Below are 23,136 nucleotides of genomic sequence, written 5' to 3' on the forward strand. Positions count from 1 at the left end.
CTCCGGGTGGCGGAACGGCGGGCGGCTGCCCGTCATTCCTGGACGGATGTCGTGTCGGTGCGTGTCGGATCGGTCGATACCAGGTCGGTTGTCGTCCGGTCCGTCGGTGCCGTGTCGGTGGGTGCGTCCACCAGGTTCGCGGCTACAGCTCATACGCCCTGCCGGGTGGGTTCCGCCGAGCCGGCCGGCTCGGACGCGTCCTGCGCCCCGGCGTCCGCGCCCCGGCTGCCGCGCAGCGTCACGACGGCGAGCAGGGCGCCCGCGACGGCGATGCCCGCCGCCCCGAGGAACGCCGCGGAGAACCCGTCGGTCAGCGCGGCCGCGTTGCCCAGCTCGTCCGCACCCTGTGAGGTGGCCAGTGCGGTCATCGCCGCGAGGCCGAGTGCCGAACCGACCTGGTAGCTCGTGTTGACGATGCCGGACGCCAGGCCGCCTTCCTCCGGGCGGGCGCTCGACAGGGCGGTGCCCAGCGACGGGATGAACGCGAGCGACATACCGGTCGCGGCGACCAGCGACGCGGGCAGGACGTCGACCCAGAACGAGCCGTCGGCGCGCACGAACGACAGCCACATCATCCCTGCCGCCAGCAGCGCGAGACCGGAAACGACCAGCGGCTTCGGTCCGAAGCGGGCGATCAGGCGCGGCGCGACGGTGATCATCATGACCATGATCGCGACGGTCATCGGGAGCAGCGCCGACCCGCTGGCGAAGGCGCCGAGGCCGAGCACCTGCTGCAGGTACAGGTTCAGGAAGAACCACATCGGGATCCAGGCCGCGGCCATGAGGAACTGCGCGACGTTCGCCCCCGCGAGGTTCGGGGCCTTCCAGATGCCCAGGCGCATCAGCGGCTCGCGGCGTCGGGCCTGGATCGCCACGAACAGTCCGACCAGCAGCAGGCCCGCGGCCAGCACGAGCAGGGTCTCGGCCGAGCCCCAGCCCACCTCGGGCGCACGGACGATGGCGAACACGGTGGTGCCGAGTCCGGCGGTGACGGTGGCGGCACCCAGCAAGTCGACCGAGCCGGGCCGTGCGGGGGTCGCGGGCATCAGGCGCGGGGTGGCGACGAGAGCGATCACCGCGACCGGGATGTTGATGTAGAAGACCCACGGCCAGCTGGCGTATTCGGTGATGACACCGCCGAGGAAGACGCCTGCCGTGCCACCTGCGGGGGCGGCGGCGCCGTACAGCGCGAAGGCCTTGGTCAGCTCCTTCGGGTCCCCGCCGAACAGCATCATCAGGAGGGTGAGTGCGGAAGGTGCTATGAGTGCGGCGCCCACGCCCTGCACGGCGCGTCCGGTCAGCTCCACCCACACCTCGTCGGCGAGGCCCGCGGCCAGCGAGCCGGCGGCGAGCACCAGCCACCCGGCGCTGAACAGGCGCTTCGCACCGAACAGGTCGGAGAGCCGGCCGCCGAGGAGGAGCAGGCCGCCGAAGGCGACGACGTACGCGTTGAAGACCCAGGACAGGTTCTCCTGGGAGAACCCGAGGTCCGACTGCATCTCCGGAAGGGCCACGCCGATGATCGACGTGTCCATGATGACCATGAACTGCGCGGCGGCGATCAGCGCCAGCGCCTTCCAGCGCCGGGGGTTCGGCGCCGTCTGACTCGGGGACATCGTCTTCTCCTCTTCTCGCGGGCCCTCTCCGGGGCCGTGCTCCCGGGGCCCCGGTCTCGGGGCCCCGGGCTTCCCGCATGCCGCCGGGGGCGGCGCGCCGCGGGTGCGGAGCCCCTCGGCACGACCGGAAACATACCCTAGGGGGGTAGGGTATGCAATGAGGCAACCGCGCTTGACCGCTCTTCCGCCCGCCGCCCGCGTACCGCACCATGACGACCGGGCGCTCCCGCGCCTGACGAAACGTCAGCAATTCAGGAGGACGAACATGCTGGTCATCAGCGGTTTCCTGACCTTCCGCCCGGAGGACCGCGAGGAGATCATCGAGGGCCTCGTCGCGGTCTCGGAGCTCAGCCGCAAGGACCCGGGCTGCGTCGAGTACTGGTGGGCCGAGGAACTGGAGCGTCCCAACACGTTCCGCTTCTTCGAGGCGTGGGAGACGCCGGAGCAGTTCGAGGCGCACCGGGGGATGCCTTACGAGGAGGCGTTCAACGAGCGCTACCTGCCGAAGATCATCGGCGCCGACGCCAACGTGTACTCCGTCACCGAGCGGAAGTCGGCCATGGGCATGTAGGAGAGGGTGTGCGGCGCCGGCTCCTGATCGCGCCCGCGTACCGGACGGCCCCCGACCAGGGCCCGGCCGGTACGCGGGCGCTCCGCTTGTCGGGCCGGCTCGGCGCCGTACTGGGGATAGCCCCCCGCCCCAAGACGGGGGGTGGCTCCAGTGCACAGAAACCTGTGCACAAAATACTGTGCACTCATGCCCGAAAGCCCCGAACACCCCGGCGACCGCTCCGGCGATCAGCCCCTTGACCGGTCGTCCGCCCAGGCCGCCGACCGGCCCGACGCCCCCGAGCCGCCCCGCCCCCGTGAGGTCGGCGACCTGGAAGCGCTCAAGACGCTGGCCCACCCCCGTCGCGGGCGCATCATGCGGCACCTCACCGCCCACGGCCCCGCGACCTCCGCCGGACTCGGCCGCGCGCTCGGCCTCAACACCGGCGCCACCAGCTACCACCTGCGCGAACTCGCCCGGCACGGCTTCGTCGAGGAGATCGCCCCACCCGACGCGCACGGCCGCGAACGCTGGTGGCGCGCGGTCCGCGCCGACCTGCGCTTCCCTCCCCGCAGCCGCCAGACCCCGGAGATGCGCACCGCCGTCGACGAGATGAACCGGCTTGCGTTCACCTCCGACATCGAGGCCTTCATGCGCTTCCAACACGCGACCGAACCCGGGGACCCCTGGGCGGACGCGGCTCCCTACTCGCGCGGCACCATTCACGTGACGCCGGATGAACTCGCCGCGTTATTCGAGGAGTTCATCGCCCTGATCAATCGCTACAAGCGGGCCGACGCCGCGCTGCCGCCCGGCGCGCGCACCGTCCAGACGCGCTTCCTCGCCTTCCCCGCCGACCCTCCGGGAGCGGAATCATGATGATCGGCCTCGCCTGGTCGACCCTGCGTGCCCGCAAGGGCGGCTTCATCGGCGCCTTCACCGCCCTGCTGTGCGCCGCCGCGCTGGTCACCGCTTGCGGCGTCCTGCTGGAGACGGGCCTGCGCGGCGACATACCGACCGAGCGGTACGCGGACTCCCCCGTCGTCGTCACCGCCGACCAGAACCTCCACTGGACCAAGCACAAGAAGGGGAAGGAGAAGGTCAAGTCCAAACCGCTCACCGAGCGCGCCTGGCTCGCCGCCGACACCGCGGACCGCCTGGCCGGCGTCCCGGGGATCGCCGCCGTCGTCCCCGAAGTCACGTTCCCCGCAACAGTCTTCGCTGCCGACGGAAGTCCCCTCGAAGGTCCGGACGGCGGCCCGTCCTGGGGCCACGGCTGGGAGTCCGCCCGGCTCACCCCGTTCACGCTGCGCGCCGGAACCGCCCCCGCGGCCGACGGCGACGTCGTCCTGGACGCCGAACTGGCGGAGCGCGCCGGGGCGGTGGTCGGCTCGCGGTTCACCGTGCAGTCCACCGGAGCGCCCGCGACCTACCGGGTCAGCGGCATCGCCGCACCCGACGGCCGCGACGGACTCCCCCATCAGTCCGCGCTCTTCTTCTCGTCCGCCGAGGCAACGCGCCTTGCGGCGCATCCGGGACAGGTCGCCGTACTCGGCATCCTGACCGCGCCGGGCGCCGACGTCGGCCAGCTCAAGAAGGACCTGAAGGCGGCACTGGCCGGCACGACCGCCCAGGTCCGCGGCGGCGACGCACGCGGCCCGGTCGAGTTCATCGACGCGTCCAAGGCCCGCGTCACGCTGATCAGCCTGGGCGGCGCCCTCGGCGGTACGTCCCTGCTCGTCGCCGTGCTCGTCGTCTCCGGCACCTTCGTGCTGTCCCTCCAGCAGCGCCGTCGCGAGATCGCCCTGCTCCGGGCGGTCGGCGCCACCCCGAAGCAGATCCGCCGCTTGGTCGGCCTGGAAGCGGTGTTCGTCGGAGTCGTCGCGGGCGCGCTCGGGGCGTTCGCGGGACTCGGCCTGTCGCGTTGGCTGCACGACCGCTTCGTGGCGGCCGGCGCCATGCCCAGGACACTGGAGACCGCGGTCAGCCCGTTCCCGATGATCGCGGCGGTGCTCACCACGGTGCTCGCCGCGTGGGCGGCCGCGCGCATCTCGGCCCGGCGCCCCGCGCGGATACGCCCGACCGAGGCCCTCGCCGACGCCGCCATCGAGAGCGAGCGCCTCGGCGCCGTACGCGTCACTCTCGGCCTGCTACTCGCCGCCGGGTATGTCGTCCTCCTCCTGGTGCTGCGCAACCTGCACACCGACGCGGCCGCAACTCCGGTGACGTTCCTGTCCGTCGTGATGGCAGCCGTCTCCGTCTCGCTGCTCGGCCCCCTGCTGGCCCGCGGCGCGACCGCCGTCCTCTCCGCCCCGCTGCGCCTGCTCTCCCCGGTCGGCGGCCGGCTCGCGGCGAGCAACAACCGGGCGCGCCTTCAGCGCGTGGCCGCGGTGGTGACCCCGTTGACCCTCGCCATGTCCATGACCTGCACGATCCTGTTCGTGCAGACGACCACGTCGCATGCCGCCGAGGAGCAGGTGGCGGCGGGCACCGCCAACGCCGACTACGTCCTGGCCTCGCGGGGACCCGGGGTGCCGCACGCCGCGGTCGAGGCGGTACGCACGGTCCCGGGCGTCACCGGCGCAACTGAGTTGGTGCGTACGGTGGTTCGCGCCGGCCAGGACAAGTTCCCGGCCCAGGGCGTCACCCCCGAAGGCGTCGACCGGGTTCTCGACCTGGAGACAACCGAGGGCAGTCTCGCGGACATGCGCGACGACACCGTGGCGGTCAGCGCACAAGCCGCACGCACCAAGGGAGTCGGCGTCGGCGACACACTGGAGGTCACCCTCGGCGACGGAGTGGAGATCCGGCCGCGCGTCGTCGCGGTGTACGAACGCGGGCTCGGCTTCGGCGATCTGACCCTGCCGTACTCCGTGGTCGCCGCGCACGTGGACAACCCGCTGGCGGCACAGGTCCTGATCAGTACCGAATCCCCCGGCACCCCCAGCGCCCGCGGCGCCCTCGACGCCGCCGCCGCGGCCTTCCCCGGCGTACGCGTCCTCGACCGCGACCAGGTCAAAGCCGCCCGTCGGACCCAGCAGGGCACGCAGACGCAGGTCAACTACGTCGCGATGGGCCTGATCATCGCGTTCACCGCGATCGCGATCGTCAACACGCTGATGATGGCCACCTCGGCGCGTGCCCGCGAGTTCGCGCTCATGCGCCTGGTCGGCATGACGCGCCGTCAGATCCTCCGGATGCTGCGGTGGGAGACGCTGACGATGGTGCTGTTCGCGACGGTGCTCGGCACGGCGATCGGCTGGGCGACGCTCAGTGCGTATGCGACAGGCATGACCGGCACCGGGACGCCGTACGCCCCGCCGCTGACCTACCTGGCAATCGTCGCGGCCGCCGCCGTCCTCGCGTTCGCGGCGACCTCCCTGCCGGCCCGGCTCGCCCTGCGCACCCGTCCGGTCGACGCGATCGGCACCAAGGAGTAGCCCCGCCACGGGGTCGGGCGAATCATCCGTCGGGGGCGGGCCTTTCGAGGCCCGCCCCCGACGCGTTCATCCGCCGCCGAGGTACGCATCGCGCACCGCCTGGTCCGCCCGCACCTCGGCCGGCGTGCCCTCGGCCAGCACCTCGCCCAGATTGAGCACGACGACCCGGGAGGCCAGGCCCATGACGAACGCGACGTCGTGTTCGACCAGCAGCACCGCACACTGCTCGTGGTCGACAAGGCGGCGGACCACCTCGCCCAGCCACACGCTCTCCGCCGACGACATCCCCGACGCCGGCTCGTCGAGCAGCAGCACTTTGGGGGTGTCCACCACAGCCCTGGCGAGCTCCACCATGCGGGCCTGCCCCACCGGCAGCGTCCCGGCATATTTGTCACGCAAGTCGGTCAGACCGCACAAGTCGAGGATCTCCTCGGCCCGTACCCGCCGTTCGCGCTCACGGCGGCGCCGGCTCGGAAGCGCCAGCAGGTCGGCCGCGATGCCGCCGCCACCGCCGCGCCACTCCTCCGCGACCACGAGGTTGTCCAGCACGGTCAGGCGGCCGAACAGTTGTTGGCGCTGGAACGTACGCCGCATCCCGTGCCGTGCCCGCCACACCGGCCCGCGCGCCGACACGTCGACCCCGGCGAAGCGCACCACGCCCGAGTCCGGCCGCCGGATGCCCGACAGGACGTCGAACAAGGTCGTCTTCCCCGCGCCGTTCGGTCCGATGAGCCCGCAGACCTCGCCCGCGCGCACCTCCAACGTCACACCGCTCAGCGCGTTGACGCCGCCGAAGGCGACCCCGACGTTCTCGGCCCGCAGGACGGGCGGCTGCGCCACGTCCCCGGCCGACTCGGCGACATCCACCACGGTCCCGCTCATGCCCCCACACTCCGCACGTCGGTGTCGGTCAGGCCGAGGTACGCGGCGGTCAGGCGGTTCCCGTCCACCTCCGCGCGCGGGCCGGTCCACGACACGCGTCCGACACTCATGAAGGCCACGGTGTCCGCGACCGTCAGGATCTCCGACGCCTTCTCCTCCACCAGCAGCAATGCCACGCCCAGGTCCCGGAGTTCGACGACGAAGCGGAAGATCTCCTCGACCACCAGCGGGGCGAGGCCGAGTGACGGCTCGTCCGCGACGAGCACGCGGGGCGGGCGTACCAGCAGCGGAGCGACGGTCAGCTGCTGCTGCTCGCCGCCCGACAGCGAACCGGCGGGCACCTTGCGCCGCCCGGCGAGGTTCGGGAAGCGCTCGTAGACGCGCTCGCGTTCGCCGGCCGACCGCAGCCACATCGACAGGTTCTCGTCGATGGTCAGCGACGGGAAGATGCCGCGGCCTTCCGGGGCGAGCAGGACGCCTTCGCGCGACCTGCGTACCGCCGACAGACGCGTGACATCGCGGACGACACCGTCGCCCGACGCGAGTTCGACCGTGCCCGCGGTGGGCGCCAGCAGCCCTGCGGCGATCGCACATGTCGTCGTCTTGCCGGCCCCGTTGGCGCCCAGCAGTGCCAGGATCCGGCCCGCCCGGACGTCCAGGTCGACGCCGTGCAGCACCTCGACACCGCCGTATCCGGCATGGATGCCGCGCAGCCGCAGCAGCACTTCCGCTGCCTCGTCGGCATCCTGGGGTTCCGCACCGCCCGACCCCTGCGGCGCGACAGCCGTCACGACCGGCGCGGCCTCCTCGGCAACCGGCGCGGCCCGCGGCCCACCGGCCGCCGCAACCTTGTCCGCAACAGGCCTGGTACGCCCGGAGATCCGACCGCGCAGCGCATGCAGCCCCTCGGTCATCTGCACGACCCAGCCCTCGGGATTCCCGGCCAACGCCAGGCCGGCGAGGCCGAACAGGATCACCGGCACGTGCGGCGAGTCGGTGATGTAGTCCTCCATGACATGCGGGAACAACGCGAACGTCAGTCCCGCGACGACGGCGAACTGCGGCCTGCGGATGCCCGCGGCGACCACGATGGCCAGCCAGATCAGACCGTTCATCGCGGTGAACTCGGTCGCGGTGATGCGGGTGTTGAAGGAGGCCCAGAACACTCCGCCGAACCCGGCGATGCCCGCCGAGATCGCGAAAAGCGCGAGCTTGGTGCGCAGGATCGAGACGCCGGACGCCATCGCCGCCGGCGGCGCGGAACGGACCGCGAGCATCGCGCGGCCCGACGCGGAGTTCTCCAGGTTCCGGATGAGCACGACCACCGCCGCGACGATGACCAGGAGAGCGAGGGCGAGCGCCCGGTCGTCGTTGAGGTCGACCGGCCCGACCACCGGGCGCGGGATCGCCCATCCCACGTCCCCGTTACGCAACCAGCTCATCTGGAACAGCACTTGGTCACCCAGGAAGGCCAGCGCGAGGGTGGCCAGCGCGAGCATGCGCCCGGACAGCCGCAGCGCCGGCAGCGCGACCACCATGCCGAGCAGCGCGGCCACGAGTGTCCCCGCGACGAGGGCGAGGAAGAACGACACCCCGTGGCTCATGAGCAGGCCCGCGGTCAGCGCGGACGCGGTCACGAAGGTGGCCTGCGCGAGACTGACCATGCCGCCGAGGCCCGTGACGACGGTGAACGACAGGAACACCAGGGACGCCGCGAGCCCTTGGGCGATCAGGCCGATCCAGAAGGCGGTCGTCCAGGTGTAGAGGCTGACCGCCAGGAAAGCGGCCGCGATCAGCCACGGCGCCCAGCGGCGCAGCGGCGGCATCCCGGCCAGGTAGTCGGGCGGCGGCTGGTCCACGGCGGCGGTCCCGGCGCTGCGCTTGCTGCGGGACATCACCAGGAGGCCGACGAACAGCAGGACGAACGGGACCGCCGTACGAAGGCCGGTGATCTCGTCGGTCCACGAAGGCGCGTACCCCGCGACGAGGTTCTGCACGACTCCGAGGAGCAGGCCGCCGCCGAAGGCGATCGGCACCGACTTGAAGCGGCCGAGCACAGCGGCGGCCGCGGAGACGAACATGACCAGCGTGTAGTCGACCGGGCTGAGCGCGAGCAGCGGTGCGGCCAGCACTCCGACCGCGCCCGCGAGTCCGGCGGAGAGCATCCAGGCGATGCCGGAGAGCCGGTCGGCGCTCACGCCGCGCAGCTCGGTGAGCGTACGGCTGTCCACCGAGGCGCGCAGCCGCAGGCCGAGCGGCGTGTGGCGCATCAGGATCCACAGCCCCACGGCGACAACTGCCGTGACGATCCAGGTGATCAGCTGGTTGGAGTCGATGCCGACCCCGTCCATCAGCTCCCAGTGCTCGGGCGGGTTCGGTCCCACGCCCGGCAGGCCGTACTGGTTCTCGGACGGCGCGAGGTCGACGCCGGCGTCGGTCAGCAGCTTGACGATCCACTGGCCGAGGGCGGGCAGCGCGACCAGGAGGCCGATCGTGGCGACGATCTGCGGGGTCTCGCCGAGTCTGGCGAGTTTGCGGAACATTATGCGGTCGAGCATCCAGCCGAGGCCGGGTGCGAAGACGAAGACGGTGACCAGGGCGGCGGGTACGGACGGCCAGTCGAGGCCCTGGTTGAGTTCGTAGAAGAACAGCGCGGACAGGAACGCGGTGGCCCCGTGGGCGAAGTTGAGCACCCCCGAGGCGGAGTAGGCGAGCACGAGTCCGGACGCCAGCAGCGCGTAGATCGCGCCGGTGACCAGACCGCTGATGATGTAGCCGACGAGCTCACTCATGTGCCGGTGACGCTCCCTCGTACGACGTGCGGACGGCGCCGGATCGGGGTCGGTGCGACAGGCGGTGCGGCTCCCGGCCCGCCCGCAGAGCCGGGGGGCGGCGGGCGGGCCGGAGGCGTGCCGGTCAGGTGGCGTAGGGCCGGGTCGTCCGGCCGCGCGTCACTTGAACGGGATGGAGGGGTAGCACTTGTAGGGCGAAGTGATGCCGTACGTCTCGCCCTTGAGCTGCACCATCGCACCGCAGCCGAACGAGTCGTTGCGGCCGAGCGGGAACTTGCGGTCCCCGACGAGTGCGTAGGTGTCCTGGAAATTGGCCGCGGCGGCCTGGAAGGTCTCCACGGTCAGGTTGTCGCCCGCCTTCTTGGCGATCGCGAGGAACAGGTCCGCGGAGTTCCAGCCGACCATCATCGACTGGTTCCACTCGGTGACCTCGGAGCCCTTGGCCTTGGAGATGTACTCCTTGAACTTGGCCATCTCCGGGGCCGTCGACTCGAACGGCATGTTCTGCACGAACACCTGGACGTCCTGCAGCGCCTCCTTCGACGCGGCCTGCTTGAGCAGCGCCGGGTCGTAGTCGGTGGCGTCGGTCAGGATGCCCTTGAACCCGGCCCGCTTGAGGGCGGTGAACAGGCCGATGTTGGCCGGGGTCTGCATCACGGACACCACGACGTCCGGGGCCTTGCCGCCGTTGCTCGACATGATCTCGCCGACCCAGGGGCTCCAGTCCGTCGGGACCGACGTGCCGGGGACGGTGGACTTGGCGTACGACACCGTGAACCCGCCGGGCGGGAAGGCCTGTTGGTAGGTGCGCAGGCCGAACTTGCCGGCGTCCGTGTCCTGTGTGATCAGCGCGACGCTCTTGCCCTGCGCGCCGCCGAGGATGTCGCCGAGCAGGCCCGGCCACGACGTGTTCACGTTGTGGCCCGGCGTCGGCACCAGGCAGCCGTTGTAGCCCATGCCGTACTCCTGACCGCAGAACGCGGGCAGCGTCCCCCAGCCGATGTACGGGGTCTTGTTGTCGCGCAGGAAGTCCGCGGATCCGCCGATCGTGGTCGTGTTGACGGGCACGATCGCGAACACCTTGTCCTGCTGCACCAGTTTGCGCACCGCGGTGATGGTGCGGGCGGACTCCTGGCCGTCGTCCTCGGAACCGATGTAGTCGATCTTGCGGCCGTTCACCCCGCCTTCGTCGTTGGCCATCATGAAGCGGGCCTTGGCGCCGAGGTCGGTGTCGGCCTTGCTGTAGCCCGACGAGGTGGTCTTGGAGACCACGCCGCCGATCTTGACCGGGTCCTTCGAGGCCGACGCACCGGGCTGGTTCGGCTCGTCGCCGTCCTTGTCCGTCGTCGACGAGTTGCACCCGGCGATCAACAGGACCGGCACCATGACCAGTCCTGCGGCGCGTAGGAGACGTGGCAAGGATTCCTCCTCACGGACCGCCGGGACGCAGTGCCCCTGACGGAGTTCGGTCGTTCACCTGACTGACGTGCCGTTCAGTGCGCGGTGGTGCCGTACGTGGTTCGCGAGGACTTGCTGCCGGTCGCGGGCAAGCCTGAAGTACCCGACTTGTCGATCAAACGACTGGCTGAGATTGGTGATTGTGTGCCCGGCCTGACACATCGTCAAGAGACGTTGCCGGACAGAGATGTCGGCGGTCGATGACTTGGCGGGAGGCGCGCTCGGCGCGCTCAGGCGGAGTGCGACGGCGCGGCGAGCGCACCGACGAGGAAGTCGACCAGCTGGTCGAACAGCACCTTCTCGTCGTCCGACGCGTGCCGGCGCAGCCACTCGCGCACCGCGCCCTGGCGCAGGACGCGGTTCATCAGGTCCTTGGCGATGCCGAAGCGGAACAGGATGACCTCGTGCGGCACTTCGGGCAGCGCGCGCCGGAGGACCGACAGGTACCGCGCGGTGAGCGGGTCGACCTCGTCGGTGATCAGATGCATGGACGTCGGATGCTCGCCGACCGCGACGAGGAAGCCCAGGTAGTGGTGGCCGCCGCCGCGGCGGTCGCGGCTCAGCTCGACGGTCGGGAGCAGCAGTGCCACCACCACGTCGCGCAGCGCGGGCTGCTCGTCGGCCTCCAGCTCGGCGAGCAGTTGCTCGCGGCGTACGCCGAGGGACTCCAGGCGGCGGTGCAGGATCGCGGCGATCAGGTCCTGCTTGGACCCGAAGTGGTAGTGCACGGCCGCGCTGTTGGCCCCCGCGGTACCGGTGATGTCCCGGACCGAGACGCCGTCGATGCCGTTCTTGGCGAACAGGCGTTCCGCGGTACGCAGCAGCTTGGCGCGGGTGGCCGCCCCCGAGCTGTTGCCGTTCCGGGGGTTCACCTCGGCCGCCCCGGTAACCCGCGTACTACTGGACATGGCGACCACTGTAGGGCGTGGTGCCGCGGTCCGAATCACCCGTCTCGACGTGCGATCCGACGGGCGCGGCAACCGACTGGACCACGGGTCGGCGGACAGTGTGACGCACGTCACGGTTTTGACTGGAAATGGTTTTCAAAAGAGGCTGGAAACAGGCCATGCATTGTATGTGATATTTTACTGAAATCGAGGTTGGCCACGCTGGGAAACAGCCGGGTTCACCCTCGCCCAACCCCTGATCCGGCCCTTGATCCGGTCTCGGGTCCAGCCCCCGGGTGCGATGCGGCACGCACAAAAGCGTCGCCCTCGGATCCGGCGGGATCCGAGGGCGACGCTCAAGACAAACGGCTGATGCAGGTGGCCCCTGCCCAGGCTTTAGGACTCGCTGCGCTGCTGCGGAATGCCCGCAAGCAGGGCACGAACCTCCGCCTCGCGGTAGCGGCGGTGGCCACCGAGGGTGCGGATCGACGTGAGCTTGCCGGCCTTGGCCCAGCGCGTGACCGTCTTCGGGTCGACGCGGAACATGGTGGCAACCTCGGCCGGCGTCAGCAGCGGCTCGGCATCAGGCGTACGAGCGGTCATGAGCGGCCTCCTCGGGAGAACCGAACCAAGCACGGTTCTTTCTTCAAATTCTGCACCTTGACCCCCGATGTCCGAAATGGTGCTCGGCGGCCAAGTCGGTTATAGGACGAACGGCTTGTCCTTCACAGTACAAGTACACCATCCGGCGGCCCTGGTTGGCCAAACCGCCGGAATTGGCATCGCAGCACTCAACCGGCGCGATCCCGAAGGACCGTACATAGCGGACAGTCACCCGCCTGTGACGAAGAGTCACTTCCGGCCGTTCGGCCCCCCGCGCCCACCCAGCCACACCAATCTCGGGAGACCGGCGGATTCTGGGCGTCCCCTGGGGGAACTGAGTGCTACTGCGTGATACTGCGTGGAACTGGGTAATCCTGTGTAGTTACAGCATGACAAGAGGTGACCAGCACCCCTTTGTCCGATTCATCATATACGAGCAATTCGCTGGCGTATGCGCCCTATGAGATGTTGATCTCAGAAATTCTTGCCCACTGGGCATCCGGGCGCCAAGTGGCCTGCTCAGCTGGCATGTTCCAGCGCTCGCACCGCGGACCACCGCTCGGTGATCCGCCGGTACGCCTCCGACGCGCGCGCTCCGTCACCCGCCGCGAGCGCCGTCAGGCCCTCCGCAACGTGCTCGGCAGTGCGCTCCTCGGCGAGATCGCCGGACGGAATCAGCCGCACCAGTCCGCCGAAATCGAGCTCGACCATGGCCCTCGGATGGAACTCTTCAAGCCAACGGCCCAGATGCTCGAGCCCGGAGATCAGTGCGCCTTCCTCCAGGGTGTCGCGCAGAACCCGCAGCGCGCGAGCGACCCGACGCCGAGCCTGCACCATCGGCGTCCGGTAGTACAGCTCCCATCCGTCCCCGACGTCCTCCGCCCCCTCCGCGCGCACGCCCTCCGGCTGCCCGCCTTCGGGTGCGACGAGGACGCGCTCGTCCTGGGCGAACAACACGAACCACCGCATGGGCACGTGCCAGGTGCTGCTGTGGATGTGCGGCTGGACATCCGGATTGTCCGCCCGCCAGCGGTCGTGGTCCGCCTCGGCCTGCGCCAGCACGACGCGGGGCCAGAAGGCGTCGAGCACCACCGGCGGGAACTCCCGGCGCATCTCGGCCAGGGCCGTCCAGCAGCGCAGCCGCGTCTGGCGCGGGCAGATCACCGGGACCCCGTCGATCTCCGCGACGAACGCGTCCTCGCTCTCGTGCGGCGGTGCCGGCTCGGGAGGCGTCGCGAGGATGCCCTCCATCGCCATCCGCTGTTCCTGGGCGGTCAGTTCGGCCGTCGTGCCGGCGCCCCAGGCGCGCCGCGTATGCACGTCGCGCACGTAGTCGGCCCAGCGCGAGCGGTCCGGCTCCGGGAAAGCCGCGAGCGGCTCGTACACACGCAGGTATGCCGAGTAGGGGGCCACCACCGAAGTCCGCACGTACCGAATGTTCGCATGCCCCCGTTCGCGCCGCCGTCCGACCCGGGATTCCGGCACGTGGGGGCGCGGCGGTCCTAGGGTTGGGGCAGACGCCCGCGATCACCCACCGCGGGCCGGACTCGGGAGTCACCACAGTGACGACGACAAGTACGACGGGCACCAGCGCACGGACCCACACCCCGGGACCCGTGTTCGGCAGGAGCTCCGGACACGAACAGGTCGTGTTCTGCCAGGACCAGGCGAGCGGGCTCAAGGCCGTCATCGCCATCTACTCGACAGCGCTCGGCCCCTCCCTGGGCGGCACGCGCTTCTACCCGTACGCGACCGAGGACGAGGCCGTCGAGGACGTCCTCAACCTGTCCAAGGGCATGGCGTACAAAAACGCCCTCGCGGGCCTCGACCACGGCGGCGGCAAGGCCGTCATCATCGGCGACCCGAAGCGCGACAAGAGCGAGGCCCTGCTGCGTGCCTACGGGCGCTTCGTGCAGTCCCTCGGAGGCCGCTACGTGACCGCGTGCGACGTGGGCACGTACGTCGAGGACATGGACGTAGTGGCACGGGAGTGCGGCTTCGTCACCGGCCGTTCACCCGACTCGGGCGGCGCGGGCGACTCGTCGGTACTCACCGCCTACGGCGTCTACCAGGGCATGCTGGCGAGTGCCGAACACCTCTGGGGCACCGCGGACCTGCGCGGCCGGCGCGTCGGCATCGCCGGGGTCGGCAAGGTCGGCAGGCACCTCGTCGGGCACCTCCTCGAGGACGGCGCCGAGGTGCTGGTCACGGACGTCGACCCGGCCGCGGTCGAACGCGTGCGAGCGGCCTACCCCGCCGTCTCGGTCGCGGCCGACACGGACGCCCTCATCCGCGAGCCCATCGACGTGTACGCACCCTGCGCGCTCGGCGGCGCGCTCGACGACGCCAGTGTGGCGGTGCTCACCGCGAAAATCGTCTGCGGCGCGGCCAACAACCAGCTCGCACACCCGGGCGTCGACAAGACGCTCGCCGAGCGCGGCGTGCTGTACGCGCCGGACTACGTGGTCAATTCGGGCGGCGTCATCCAGGTGGCCGACGAGCTGCACGGATTCGACTTCGAACGGGCAAAGCGCCAGGCCTCGGGGATCCGCACCACCACCGCGCGGGTCTTCGCACTCGCCGACGAAGAGGGCGTCCCGCCCGCCGTCGCGGCCGACCGACTCGCCGAACGACGCATGGCGGATGTGGGTCGTCTGCGCGGGATCTACCTTGGAAGCTGAATCACAGGGTATCGTCAGCCTCGGCGAAGGACCCACGATCAGGCCCCTGACCAGCCGGAACAGTATTGCCGGGTCGGGGTCCGCGCCCACCTGTCACCCATGCGACGTACCGTCGCGCCGCGGAAGCAGGTACCGTTAATGCTCCACGGGCCGGTTCTTGAACCTGGATGAACCGACCCTGATCGTGAACGCGTGTCAAGACCCGGGGCCGTGAGCCCCGTCGTTGAGGGGGTCGAGCCATGGGGCGCGGCCGGGCCAAGGCCAAGCAGACAAAGGTCGCCCGCCAGCTGAAGTACAACAGCGGCGGAACAGATCTGAACCGTCTGGCCGAAGAGCTGGGCGTGTCGTCAGCCGATGAACCGCAGGTTCAGTCGGACGGTGACGACACGTATGAAGACGAGCTCGACGATCCCTACGCGGCGTATGCGGATTATTACGACGATGACGACGACGAGGACGACGTCGGCCCCTCGGGCCGCCGCTGACCACGTCGCGGGCCTCGTCTGACGGTTCGCCGCCCGTGTCAGGGGTGTAGCAGCACCCGATCGGTCCGGGACCAGACCCTTGGTGGTCGGTCCCGGACCCTTTGTGCTGTCCGCGAAGTCGCGGCCAGTCGGCGTCAGCGTCCGTGCGAGCCCTCCAGGACCGCCTGGCCCGTACCGGCCTCGACGCGGCCCAGCACCCACGCCGGTACGCCGCGCTCGGCCAGCACCGCGAGCGCCGCGTCCACGGCGTCCGCCGCGACGACCGCCACCATGCCCACGCCCATGTTGAGGGTCTTCTCCAGCTCCGGCTGGGCGACCTTGCCGAGCTCGCCGACGAGCGAGAACACCGCGCCGGGCGTCCACGTCGAACGGTCCAGGCGGGCGTCCAGGTGGCCGGGCAGGACGCGGGCCAGGTTGGCCGCCAGGCCGCCGCCGGTGACGTGCGAGAAGGCGTGCACCTCGGTACGGCGGGCCAGGTCGAGGCAGGCGAGCGAGTAGATGCGGGTCGGCTCCAGGAGCTCCTCGCCGAGCGTACGGCCGAACTCCGGCACGTCGCGGTCCAGCTCCCAGCCGGCGCCCGCGAAGAACACGTGGCGCACGAGCGAGTAGCCGTTGGAGTGCAGGCCCGACGCGGCCATCGCGACGACCGCGTCGCCCTCGCGCACGCGCTCGGCGCCCAGGAGGCGGTCCGCCTCGACGACGCCCGTGCCCGCGCCCGCGACGTCGTACTCGTCCGGGTCGAGCAGCCCCGGGTGTTCGGCCGTCTCGCCGCCCACCAGCGCGCACCCGGCCAGCACACAGCCCTCGGCGATGCCCTTGACGATCGACGCGATGCGCTCCGGGACGACCTTGCCGGTCGCGATGTAGTCGGTCATGAACAGCGGCTCCGCGCCGCACACCACGAGGTCGTCGACCACCATGCCGACGAGGTCCCGGCCGATCGTGTCGTGCTTGTCCATGCGCTGCGCGATCGCGACCTTGGTGCCGACGCCGTCGGTCGAGGTGGCCAGCAGCGGGCGCGTGTACCGCGTGAACGCGGAGACGTCGAAGAGCCCCGCGAAGCCCCCGATGCCGCCGAGGACCTCGGGGCGGGTGGCCTTCCCGACCCAGGTCTTCATCAGTTCGACGGCGCGGTCGCCGGCTTCGATGTCGACACCGGCGGCGGCGTAGGTGGTGGAGGGGTTGTCGGTCACGACGGTACGGCCCTTTCGGGTCGGGTGGTTCGGGGTGGTGTCCAGTTCGCGGGCACGGACTGCGGGGGTGCGGTTCCACACCCCCGCTCGCGGCGCTACGGGCGGCGCAGGGCGTCTTCCGCGCCCGCGCCCCCGAGAAGGGACTGGACGCCGTCCACATCGCTGCGCACGGCCTGCTCCAGGCCTTCCAGGAGGTGCTTGCCCAGGCGCTCCGGGTCGGGCAGCTCGATCGGGTAGACCCCGTCGAAGCACGCCCGGCACAGGTTGTCCTTGGGAATTGTGGTCGCCTCGACCATCGCGTCGATCGAGATGTACGCGAGCGAGTCCGCACCGAGCGACTTGGCGATCTCGTCGACCGACAGGCCGTTCGCGATCAGCTCGGCGCGCGTCGCGAAGTCGATGCCGAAGAAGCACGGCCACTTCACGGGCGGGGACGAGATGCGCACGTGCACCTCGGCCGCACCGGCTTCGCGCAGCATGCGCACGAGGGCGCGCTGCGTGTTGCCGCGCACGATCGAGTCGTCGACGACGACGAGGCGCTTGCCGGCGATGACCTCGCGCAGCGGGTTGAGCTTGAGGCGGATGCCGAGCTGGCGGATGGTCTGGCTCGGCTGGATGAAGGTGCGGCCGACGTACGAGTTCTTGACCAGGCCCTGGCCGAACGGGATGCCGGACGCCTCGGCGTACCCGATCGCCGCCGGGGTCCCGGACTCCGGGGTCGGCATGACCAGGTCGGCTTCGACCGGGGCTTCCTTCGCGAGGCGGCGGCCCATCTCGACACGTGCCGCGTGCACCCCGCGGCCGGCGATCGAGGTGTCGGGGCGGGCGAGGTAGACGTACTCGAACACGCAGCCCTTGGGCTCGGCCTTGGCGAACCGCTGGGTGCGCAGGCCGTGCTCGTCGATGGCGACCAGCTCGCCCGGCTCGATCTCGCGGATGAACGACGCGCCCACGATGTCGAGTGCGGCGGTCTCGCTCGCGGCGACCCAGCCGCGCTCCAGGCGGCCGAGCACGAGCGGGCGGATGCCCTGCGGATCGCGGGCCGCGTACAGCGTGCCCTCGTCCATGAAGACCAGCGAGAACGCGCCCTTGAGCTTGGGCAGGATCTGCATGGCGGTCTCCTCCAGCGACAGGTCGGGACGACCCGCGAGGAGGGAGGCCAGCAGATCGGTGTCGCTGGTGGCCTCGATTCGGCCTTGGTAGGGGTAGTTGAGCTCACCGCGGTCCGGGCCCTGCTCCGCGACCATGCGGGCCAGCTCACCGGTGTTGGTGAGATTGCCGTTGTGGCCGAGGGCGATGCTGCCCGTCGCGGTGGCCCGGAAGGTCGGCTGGGCGTTCTCCCAGACCGAGGAACCGGTGGTGGAGTAGCGGGCGTGTCCGACGGCCATGTGGCCGCGCAACGATCCCAAGGTCGCCTCGTCGAAGACCTGGGACACCAGGCCCATGTCCTTGAAGACGAGGATCTGGGAGCCGTTGCTCACCGCGATACCGGCGGATTCCGTCCCGCGGTGCTGCAGTGCGTAGAGCCCGAAATAGGTAAGTTTCGCGACCTCTTCGCCGGGGGCCCAGACGCCGAAGACGCCGCAGGCGTCCTGCGGGCCCTTCTCGCCGGGGAAGAGATCGTGGTTGAGTCGTCCGTCGCCACGTGGCACGCGGACGAGTCTACGCGAGGCTGTCGGGGGCCGTGGTTCACCCCAACAGCGGCAGCCACCCGGACAGGTCGGCGCGTTCCCCACTGGCCCGCACGCTGCCGTCGTCGACGGTGTCTTCCCAGGTCACACGGCCTGCGGCGAGTCGGAGCCAGGTGCGCGGATCGCTCTCGACGACGTTCGGCGGAGTCCCCCGGGTGTGCTTCGGGCCTGTGACGCATTGCACGACGGCGAACGGCGGGACCCGCACCTCGACCGAGTGGCCGGGCGCCCGGACGGCCAGGATGTCGGCGAGGACCCTGGTCACGACCGCGAGTGCCTGCCGGTCGTGCGGGAAGGCCGCGCCGGTGGCCCGCTCCAGGTCGTCGGCGTGCACGACGGCCTCGATGAGGCGCGTGACGAGCATGTCCGGGACGCGCATGGGACCGATACGAGTGACGCTCACCCGGGTGTCGGGTGTCTCGGCGACGAGCCGAGTCGCGTCCTCGACGTAGTCGCGCGGGGTCTTGCCTGCCTCGGCCATCTCCTGCGCCAGATCGGAGATCGCCTCGGCGGCCGCGGCGGTGCCGCCCGCCCACTGCTCGACGGTGATGGGTGGGCCGGTCGGCTCGGGCTGCCCGAGCCAGCGGGGCACGGCCTCGACGCCGGCGGCGATGTGCCCGACGAGGTCGGCGAGGGTCCAGCCGGTGAGTCCGGACGGGTCCTTGAGCCGCGCCGACTCCAGTGCGTCGGTGAAGTCCGCGAGGGCCTGCCATTCGGCCGCCAATGCGGCCCGCACGCGGGCGGGGTCGACGGGACGGATCGCGGGGGTACGCGCGGCGGCAGGCATGGCCGGAGGATACGACTCGGCGCTCCCGGCGTGGAAACGTTTTCCACCGTCCTGGGGCAACTATCCGCGTCTTCCACAGATTCGAGCCTGGGCCCTGCGGCGGACCGCGATGACGCCGACCATGGAGTCACGGCCGCGAAAGCGGTCCCCGAGAACCGCAGGGCCGCAGGACCGCAGGACCGCAGCACGGGAGTACCGCGACACGGCAGCAGGCAGCAGGCAGCAGGCAGCACGGAGAACAGGGCAGCAGCACCGCAGTTCTTTGCGCGGTGATCGCGCAGTTGATTGCCCATCACGGCAGTGCGGCAGTACGCCCGCAGAAGCACCCCGCCCGTCACCGCTTCGCCGAAGGAGGCGTCCATGACCGAGGTTTCGTCGTCCGCCGATCCCGCCCGGATCAGCGCCCGCGCGCATGCGCTGGCGGTCGCCGCGACCCGTATCGACAACGACGCCGTGACGCTCGCGGCCGGTGTCCGGTCGGCCCTGACCCGGTGGTCCGGCACCGCCGCGGCCGCCTTCCGTTCGTACGCGGGGGCCACCGACGCGTCACGCATCGCCACGTCGTCGGCGTTGCGGGTGGCGGCCATACGCCTGGAAGCGCACGCCGAAGCCGTCGCGGCCGCTCGCGCCCGGCCGTGATCCGACGCACTCACCCAGTGCGTAAGCGGGCCTAAGCGCTCTCGGGGAACTGGGGTGCGCTCCGCGTTGTCCAGTGCGTGCTGTCGCGAGGCGCGGGACCGAAGCTCGTATTCGGCCGTACTCGCAAGGTCCCGCAACGCCGCGAGAGTGCGTGCCGGGCAGCGCGGATATGTGCCCCAGTTCCCCGAGGCCGCTTAGCCGCGGCGCTCCGAGATCCTTCCGTTCCGAGCTCCTTCCGTCAGGAGGTCGTCCGTTGAATGCGCCGATTCGAATCTCGCCCCAGGAACTGTCCGGCCTCGCCGCCGGGTTCGACGCCGCGGTACCCGGCCTGGAAGCGGCGCGCGAGGCACTGCGCGCCGCCGAGGGCGACTTCGACCTCGCCGCCAGTCGGACCGACTCCCCCGGCACGTGGGCCGCGGCGACCGCGGCCGTCGAACACGCGATGGCGGAGGCCACCCATCTCCACAGCGTCGTCGCGTCCACGCCGGGGCTGCTGCGGTCCTGCGCGGAGGGGTACGCGACCGGCGACCGCCTGGCCGCCGATCTCCTGCGGGCGCTCGCGGCACACGGCGACCCGCTTCCTCCGCTCACCCTGTCCGAGTACGCGACACCGCCGCCCACGCCCCCGCCGCCTCCGCCCGCCGTGGTCCGTGCCGACGCACCGGCACCCGAGGTGCCGCCGTTCCGCGTCGCGCAGTTCAACTCTCCGGCGGTCGAGTTCGCCGCGCAGGTCGCGGGTGTGACCCGGGCGGGGCCGGGAGGGTCGGGCACCGGACCGCCGCCCCGGGTCGGCGGTGCGCAGCGCACGAGGTCGTCGGTCGAACGGCCGGCCGGCGGGGCCGCGAACGGCCCGGCTCCCGGCGGCCGAAGCCCCCAAGGCGGGAGTTCCGGGGCCGCGCGCACGCCGGCGCCGGGTGCCACCGGATCGACCCCGAAGGGAGCGAGCGTCGCGGTGCCCGGTGACGTACAGCGTTCGGAGATCCTGCGGCGGGCCAAGCGCTGGGCGGATCTGGGACTCGACTACAGCATGGCCCGCACGTTCGAGGGCCATCGCATGGACTGCTCCGGCCTGGTGTCGATGGCGTGGGGGCTTCCCGCGCCCGGCCTGACCACCGACACGTTGCCGCAGGTGTCGCACCGCATCGACAAGGACGAACTGCTGCCCGGGGACATCCTGGTGAACACCGCTCCGGGCGCCGCCGGACACACGCTGATCTTCGCCGGGTGGGCGGACGCCGCGCACACGCGCTACTTCGCGTACGAGGAAAGCGGCGGCAAGGGCGCGCACTTCGGAACCGTGCCGTACCCCTACTGGCCGGGCCACGGAACGTTCCAGCCATACCGGCTCGACAGCTTAGGAGGCTGAACCGACCAACGGGTCCACCCGCGTAGAGCTTTCCACCTTCGTGCAATGGACCCGACAGGCCCGCCCCTCCACTATTGAGTCGCGGGGAACGGAGGTCGACGGCGAACCACGATGCCGATGACCACCACCTGTGTGGGACCCCGGGGGCTTTCACACGGGAAACATCCAGGGGGAATATCCCGCACGAGCGAGGCCCGCGAGTCCCTGCCGGGGCTCGGGGGCTCCGGGGCTCGGGGGCTTGTCGTACGTCAGGCCGTGGGCAGACCACCGCCGCCGTCCTTGACATCGACACCTTGCTTGACTTCGAGAGCGCTCCAAGTCGCAAACTCCCGTTCCAGGCCCGGACAGTCGGGACGGAATGGAGACTCGGCATGAAATACCGTTCTATTGGCACGAACCCGGACACGCGCCGCGAGGTGAGTGTGCTCTCGCTCGGAGCGATGCTCTTCGGCACCGCCACCGACGAGAAGACGTCGTTCGCGGTCCTGGACCGGTACGTCGAGGCCGGCGGCACGTTCATCGACACGTCGAACAACTACGCGTACTGGGCGGACGGCGGCCTGGGCGGGCAGAGCGAAAAACTGCTCGGCAAATGGCGGAAGTCGCGTGGCATAGGCAACGAGATCGTCATCGCCACCAAGCTGGGGGCCCGGCCACGCACCCCCGGGACGGGCTTCCTCGACAACCCGGAGGGGCTGTCCGCGAAGACGATCCGCGAGGCCGCCGAACGCAGCCGCGAACGCCTGGGCGTCGAACGCATCGACCTGCTGTACGCACACATCGAGGACCGCACCGTCCCGCTGCGGGACACCGTCGAAGGGTTCGGCGAGCTGGTCGCGGAAGGCACGGTCGGGTTGCTCGGGGTGAGCAACCACGCAATCTGGCGCGTGGAACGCGCCCGTGCGCTGGCCGCCGCCGCAGGCCTGCCCGGCTACGAGGTCCTGCAGTACCAGCACAGCCTGCTGCGCCCGCGCTACGACATCCCGCAACCGCTGTTCCCCGAAGGGTCGCTCGGGCACAGCGGCGCCGAACTGGCGAGCTACCTGGGCGCCGAGCCGGACCTGACGCTGGTGGCGTACTCGCCGCTGATGGGCGGTCTCTACACGCGCGACGACAAGCAACTGCCGGACGACTACGACCACCCCGGCACTCCCGCGCGGCTCGCGGTGCTCCGCGAGATCGCCAAGGAGACGGGCGCGACGCCCAATCAGGTCGTGCTGGCCTGGCAGATCGGCGGCAACCTCCCGATCGTCCCGCTCGCCGGAGCGTCGTCCGTGGCCCAGTTGGAGGAGAACCTCGGAGCCGTCGACCTCGATCTGAGCCCCGAGCAGCGCGCCCGGCTGGACGCGGCCGGCGGGTGACTCGGCTGCCGGTCGGGCGGATCGCCGCGCGCAGCTCCGCGCGGAACACCGGGGAGGTCGCGGAACCGTACGCGTTGCGACGTCGACGCGGCCGCGGCCTCCCTCCGACCCCGCAGGGAAGCGGCGGACGAGCGGCGGGCAGAGCGGCGGAGGCAGAGCGGCGGAAACGGAACAGCGGAAGCGGCTGCGCGGCCGCCGTCCGGGGGTGGGCAAGCCACCGACGAGCGGAGGCGGAGCCGCGGGAAAGGGAATGGACGCGCCCGGCACCGTTGTTGGCATGATCGTTATGGCACGAGGTATTTGGTCGCAGAAGGTCCGCTCCGCCCGCTGACGGCGGCGCCTTCCTCCTGCTGACAGCGCGCTCGCCGTCCCGGTCCCGCCGGGCGGCGCCATTTTGCTACCCGGCTCCCCTGCGAGCCGCGGAGCGCGATGTGAACCCCACCCCTTTTCCCGAAGCCTCGTCCGTCCTGCCCGCTCCGTCCGTCGATGCGGGCGGCAGCGCGCACATCCGCGCCGAGGGCGTCACGGTCACCCGCCAGTCGCGGCGTGTCCTGGACGACGTCTCCCTCACCGTGTCCGCACGGCCCCGATCGCCGTCGTCGGCGAGAACGGCCGCGGCAAGACGACGCTGCTGCACATGCTCGCCGGGCTGATCACGCCCGACGAGGGCGTCGTCCGGCGGGTCGGTACGGTCGGCCTCGCCCG

18 protein-coding genes and 1 pseudogene are annotated in these 23,136 nt (G+C 71.0%); 9 read left to right on the forward strand and 10 right to left on the reverse strand.

Annotated elements, in window-relative coordinates:
* Positions 1-149: 149 nt before the first annotated feature.
* Positions 150-1,616 carry an MFS transporter gene (locus tag ACWD12_RS13920; protein ID WP_450099747.1) on the reverse strand — a complete coding sequence of 489 codons (1,467 nt, stop codon included), beginning with the start codon at positions 1,614-1,616 and terminating at the stop codon, positions 150-152.
* Between the two features lie 265 nt (positions 1,617-1,881).
* On the opposite strand from ACWD12_RS13920, the gene ACWD12_RS13925 reads away from it, so the two are divergent.
* From ACWD12_RS13925 to ACWD12_RS13935, 3 genes are all read left to right on the forward strand, one after another.
* The gene (locus tag ACWD12_RS13925; RefSeq protein WP_358361770.1) at positions 1,882-2,187 is read left to right on the forward strand and encodes a putative quinol monooxygenase; all 306 of its coding nucleotides are present in this window, start codon (positions 1,882-1,884) and stop codon (positions 2,185-2,187) included.
* Between the two features lie 186 nt (positions 2,188-2,373).
* Positions 2,374-3,045: a helix-turn-helix domain-containing protein gene (locus tag ACWD12_RS13930; RefSeq protein ID WP_450099748.1), complete on the forward strand. Its 672-nt coding sequence runs from the start codon at positions 2,374-2,376 to the stop codon at positions 3,043-3,045.
* Positions 3,042-5,606: an FtsX-like permease family protein gene (locus ACWD12_RS13935; RefSeq protein ID WP_450099749.1), complete on the forward strand. Its 2,565-nt coding sequence runs from the start codon at positions 3,042-3,044 to the stop codon at positions 5,604-5,606. The genes ACWD12_RS13930 and ACWD12_RS13935 overlap by 4 nt, the downstream gene beginning before the upstream one ends.
* A gap of 66 nt (positions 5,607-5,672) precedes the next feature.
* Here ACWD12_RS13935 and ACWD12_RS13940 read toward each other — a convergent pair whose 3' ends face one another.
* The 6 genes from ACWD12_RS13940 to ACWD12_RS13965 form a co-directional block, all read right to left on the reverse strand.
* Positions 5,673-6,488 (reverse strand): ABC transporter ATP-binding protein, encoded by an 816-nt coding sequence (locus tag ACWD12_RS13940; protein ID WP_450099750.1) that lies wholly within the window; start codon positions 6,486-6,488, stop codon positions 5,673-5,675.
* Positions 6,485-9,280: an ABC transporter permease subunit gene (locus ACWD12_RS13945; RefSeq protein WP_450099751.1), complete on the reverse strand. Its 2,796-nt coding sequence runs from the start codon at positions 9,278-9,280 to the stop codon at positions 6,485-6,487. Before ACWD12_RS13945 ends, ACWD12_RS13940 begins: the two co-directional genes overlap by 4 nt.
* 159 nt (positions 9,281-9,439) lie before the next feature.
* The gene (locus ACWD12_RS13950; RefSeq protein WP_358361758.1) at positions 9,440-10,699 is read right to left on the reverse strand and encodes an ABC transporter substrate-binding protein; all 1,260 of its coding nucleotides are present in this window, start codon (positions 10,697-10,699) and stop codon (positions 9,440-9,442) included.
* Positions 10,700-10,968: 269 nt separating this feature from the next.
* On the reverse strand, positions 10,969-11,646 hold the full coding sequence (locus tag ACWD12_RS13955) for a TetR/AcrR family transcriptional regulator (protein WP_450099752.1): 678 nt from the start codon (positions 11,644-11,646) through the stop codon (positions 10,969-10,971).
* 375 nt (positions 11,647-12,021) lie between these two features.
* Entirely contained in the window at positions 12,022-12,228 is a 207-nt protein-coding gene (gene bldC, locus ACWD12_RS13960; RefSeq protein ID WP_003980577.1) for a developmental transcriptional regulator BldC, read from the reverse strand.
* Between the two features lie 519 nt (positions 12,229-12,747).
* Positions 12,748-13,656 (reverse strand): hypothetical protein, encoded by a 909-nt coding sequence (locus ACWD12_RS13965; protein ID WP_450099753.1) that lies wholly within the window; start codon positions 13,654-13,656, stop codon positions 12,748-12,750.
* 188 nt (positions 13,657-13,844) lie between these two features.
* Between ACWD12_RS13965 and ACWD12_RS13970 the strand changes: the two genes are divergently transcribed.
* Entirely contained in the window at positions 13,845-14,909 is a 1,065-nt protein-coding gene (locus ACWD12_RS13970) for a Glu/Leu/Phe/Val family dehydrogenase (RefSeq protein WP_450099754.1), read from the forward strand.
* Positions 14,910-15,148: 239 nt separating this feature from the next.
* Entirely contained in the window at positions 15,149-15,394 is a 246-nt protein-coding gene (locus tag ACWD12_RS13975) for a DUF3073 domain-containing protein (protein WP_358361745.1), read from the forward strand.
* Between the two features lie 134 nt (positions 15,395-15,528).
* On the opposite strand, the gene purM is transcribed toward ACWD12_RS13975, so the two are convergent.
* From purM to ACWD12_RS13990, 3 genes are all read right to left on the reverse strand, one after another.
* Positions 15,529-16,587 (reverse strand): phosphoribosylformylglycinamidine cyclo-ligase, encoded by a 1,059-nt coding sequence (purM, locus tag ACWD12_RS13980; protein ID WP_450099755.1) that lies wholly within the window; start codon positions 16,585-16,587, stop codon positions 15,529-15,531.
* 95 nt (positions 16,588-16,682) lie between these two features.
* Positions 16,683-18,239 carry an amidophosphoribosyltransferase gene (gene purF, locus ACWD12_RS13985; RefSeq protein WP_358361739.1) on the reverse strand — a complete coding sequence of 519 codons (1,557 nt, stop codon included), beginning with the start codon at positions 18,237-18,239 and terminating at the stop codon, positions 16,683-16,685.
* A 37-nt stretch (positions 18,240-18,276) separates the two neighbouring features.
* Complete coding sequence (locus ACWD12_RS13990) at positions 18,277-19,065, reverse strand: sterol carrier family protein (protein WP_450099756.1); 789 nt, start codon at positions 19,063-19,065, stop codon at positions 18,277-18,279.
* A gap of 360 nt (positions 19,066-19,425) precedes the next feature.
* Between ACWD12_RS13990 and ACWD12_RS13995 the strand changes: the two genes are divergently transcribed.
* The 4 genes and pseudogenes from ACWD12_RS13995 to ACWD12_RS14010 all read left to right on the forward strand — a co-directional run.
* On the forward strand, positions 19,426-19,704 hold the full coding sequence (locus ACWD12_RS13995) for a hypothetical protein (protein WP_450099757.1): 279 nt from the start codon (positions 19,426-19,428) through the stop codon (positions 19,702-19,704).
* A 253-nt stretch (positions 19,705-19,957) separates the two neighbouring features.
* Positions 19,958-21,070 (forward strand): hypothetical protein, encoded by a 1,113-nt coding sequence (locus ACWD12_RS14000; RefSeq protein ID WP_450099758.1) that lies wholly within the window; start codon positions 19,958-19,960, stop codon positions 21,068-21,070.
* Positions 21,071-21,441: 371 nt separating this feature from the next.
* Complete coding sequence (locus tag ACWD12_RS14005; protein ID WP_450099759.1) at positions 21,442-22,431, forward strand: aldo/keto reductase; 990 nt, start codon at positions 21,442-21,444, stop codon at positions 22,429-22,431.
* 394 nt (positions 22,432-22,825) lie between these two features.
* Positions 22,826-23,071, forward strand: a pseudogene (locus ACWD12_RS14010) (hypothetical protein); the annotation flags it as partial.
* Positions 23,072-23,136: the final 65 nt, after the last annotated feature.

This window comes from Streptodolium elevatio (genome assembly GCF_053592165.1).